Origin of the sequence: uncultured Clostridium sp., assembly GCF_937920395.1 — a bacterium.
GTDB lineage: Bacteria > Bacillota > Clostridia > Clostridiales > Clostridiaceae > Clostridium_AD.
In genome coordinates, this window is record NZ_CALEVF010000211.1 from 1 (window position 1) to 2,626 (window position 2,626).

The window sequence follows — 2,626 nt, forward strand, 5'->3', positions numbered from 1 at the left end:
CTATATTTTTTGGGTCTTCTAATAACGGAGTATCTTCAATGCCAGCTCTTTGCATAATATCTACTTTCTTTTGTACTACTTTATCTACATCTTTAATTGATTTTTTATTTACGTTTTCCTGAACCTTTGACTTTTCAACTACTTTGTCACTTTCTACCTTAATCATTTCGATACTTTGTTCATATTCATCAAACTCATTTTTCGCATCATCTGTTCTAGTTTCTTTAGTTTCCTTATTAGAATCAGCTATTTTATAGCTTTTCCATTCGTTTGGTTTCTCAGTTGTTGAAAATCCACTCATTATTGAAATCACATTGTTATCTAAGAATTTTACAATTGCAGCTCCAATAATCTTTTCACCGTTAATGCCTGTGTCCGCTATATTGTCCATATCATATTCATGAAAAATATCTACCCTACCATGATCGTCTATGTTCAATTTACCAACTTTTATGATCTTGTTTACATCTTTTCTACCACATATTAAAATCATGTAATAAGGTTGTTTTTCTTTCCTTAGGTTTTGTACATAGTATGAAATCTTACATTTACTGTTTTTCATTTCTAGTTTTGCATAACCAGAAGGAATTTTATCAGTTTCTAATGAATAGCCTTTTTCATCTTCTTGTAATATAATAAAATACCTACTATAATTTTTTTTTGGTGTCACCCTCTTCTACCTCCATATAAAACTTATTCATTATAATATATGAAGTATATGATAAAAAATGAACAATATCTTTAAATTTATTTTATAAATCCTATTTCATCAGAAAGCAGTGCAAATTCCGCAAGTGATAAAGTCTCCCCTCTTCTCTTAGGATCAATATTAGCTTTTTCAAAACATTTAAGTAACTCTTCTTTAGGAATCCCGATGTCCTTAACAGAGTTCCATAAAATTTTTCTTCTCATATTAAAAGATTTTCTTACTATAGAAAAAAATAAAGCTTCATCATTCACCTTAACTTTAGGCTCTTTCAATCTATCTAGTCTTATAACCATAGATTCTACCTTAGGCTCCGGCAAAAATGCTGTTGGTGGTACAAGCCTAAGTATTTTCGTATTGCAATAATACTGAACTAATATTGAAAAAGCTCCGTAAGCTTTGCAATTTGGCTCTGAATCTATCCTCTGCGCAACTTCTTTTTGTATCATTATAGTTAAAGATTTAAAATTATACCCTCCAGTAAGTAACTTAACAATTATTGGAGTCGTTAAATAATATGGTAAATTAGCAACTAATTTTACTGACTTTTCATCCCCTATTAATTCGTTGAAATCTACTTTTAAAGCATCATTATGTATAAGTTCAAAATTATTGAACTCTTTAAGCTCATCTTCTAGTATCGGCAAAAGTTTATCATCTAGTTCTATAGCACTAACTCTTTTGGCTCTCCTTAAAAGCGCTCTAGTTAACGTTCCAAATCCTGGTCCTATTTCTATAACAAAATCATCGATATTAACTTCTGCACCATCTACAACATCATCTAGAACAGAGTCGTCTATTAAAAAATTCTGACCTAACCCTTTTTTAAACCTAAATTCATATTTTTTACTAACCTCACTAATCGTCAAATCTGCCATAATTCATCTCCTGGTTTATTTTTTCTAAAGCCTCTATAAATTCTTTTTTTATAATTCCATAGTTGTTTAACCTAGTCAAAAATTGTGACGCATTCCCATAACCTATGCCTAATTCATTTCCTAGAGCATCTCGTCTTTCTCTTGCCTTGCTATCTGCTGTTAACTTGAAAAAAATCATATCATGCACATCAAACTCTTTTCTTTTTTCTTGCACTTCAAATTTTGCAGCCTCAAGCGCTCTTAATATTGTTTCAGGTGATGCATTTTCAACTCCTATATCTCCATCCTTAGTTCCTTCTTTTTGAGATATATATGCATGCTTTACATTCGCTACTCTTTTAGTAATAATTCTTCTTATTTTTTCTCCAGCAAAGTCTGGATCAGTAAAAATTATTACGCCTTTCCTCTTTTGTGCTTCTCTTATTTTGTTAATCACCTTTTCATTAATTCCAAATCCGCCTACCGAAATAAGTTCAGCCTCTACTGCTCTTTTAACTGCCGTAACATCATCGCGTCCTTCAACTACTATCACTTCTTTAATCATATTATCCCCCTTGCTATTTAATGCGAGAGATTCCAAATAACAACTGTCATCTCAAGTGTTATCTCAAACTAAGACAACCTCCATTATTATATAATTATAATAATGGCCTCTCTTAGTATTTCCTTCTAATACTGTATCTATAATACCATTTTACTTATTAATAATAAACTATAAGACAAAAAAAAGGAGCTTATGCTCCTATTTCACAATATAAATACTAACATTTCGTGCTCCCCAATTCCACATTTCACTAGTGGAACTGAAATACAAATCTATGTGATTGCCCTTTATAGCGCCGCCTATGTCTTCTGCAATGGCATATCCATATCCATCTACATAAACTTTAGTTCCTAACGGAATAACTCTGGGATCCACAGCTATAGTACTATAGCCGTTAGCGTTTCTTTTTGCCTTTACTCCAGTAGATGTTATACCTAATGCAGGATCACCCGGGCCTTTGCCCGTACAACTATAATCAGCAGTATATGCTGTTGCCCT

At 31.9% G+C, this 2,626-nt stretch carries 3 protein-coding genes and 1 pseudogene; all 4 read right to left on the minus strand.

The features are described from left to right. A pseudogene (locus tag Q0649_RS13335) lies at positions 1 to 670 on the minus strand (hypothetical protein); the annotation flags it as partial. Between the two features lie 77 nt (positions 671 to 747). Next, positions 748 to 1,584 (minus strand): 16S rRNA (adenine(1518)-N(6)/adenine(1519)-N(6))-dimethyltransferase RsmA, encoded by an 837-nt coding sequence (rsmA, locus tag Q0649_RS13340; RefSeq protein ID WP_298842798.1) that lies wholly within the window; start codon positions 1,582 to 1,584, stop codon positions 748 to 750. Continuing rightward, positions 1,565 to 2,128, minus strand: coding sequence for a ribonuclease M5 (gene rnmV, locus Q0649_RS13345; protein ID WP_298842801.1), 564 nt, complete (start codon positions 2,126 to 2,128; stop codon positions 1,565 to 1,567). The genes rsmA and rnmV overlap by 20 nt, the downstream gene beginning before the upstream one ends. Before the next feature lie 198 nt (positions 2,129 to 2,326). After that, a partial coding sequence (locus Q0649_RS13350; protein WP_298842803.1) for a 3D domain-containing protein occupies positions 2,327 to 2,626 on the minus strand: 300 nt, incomplete at its 5' end.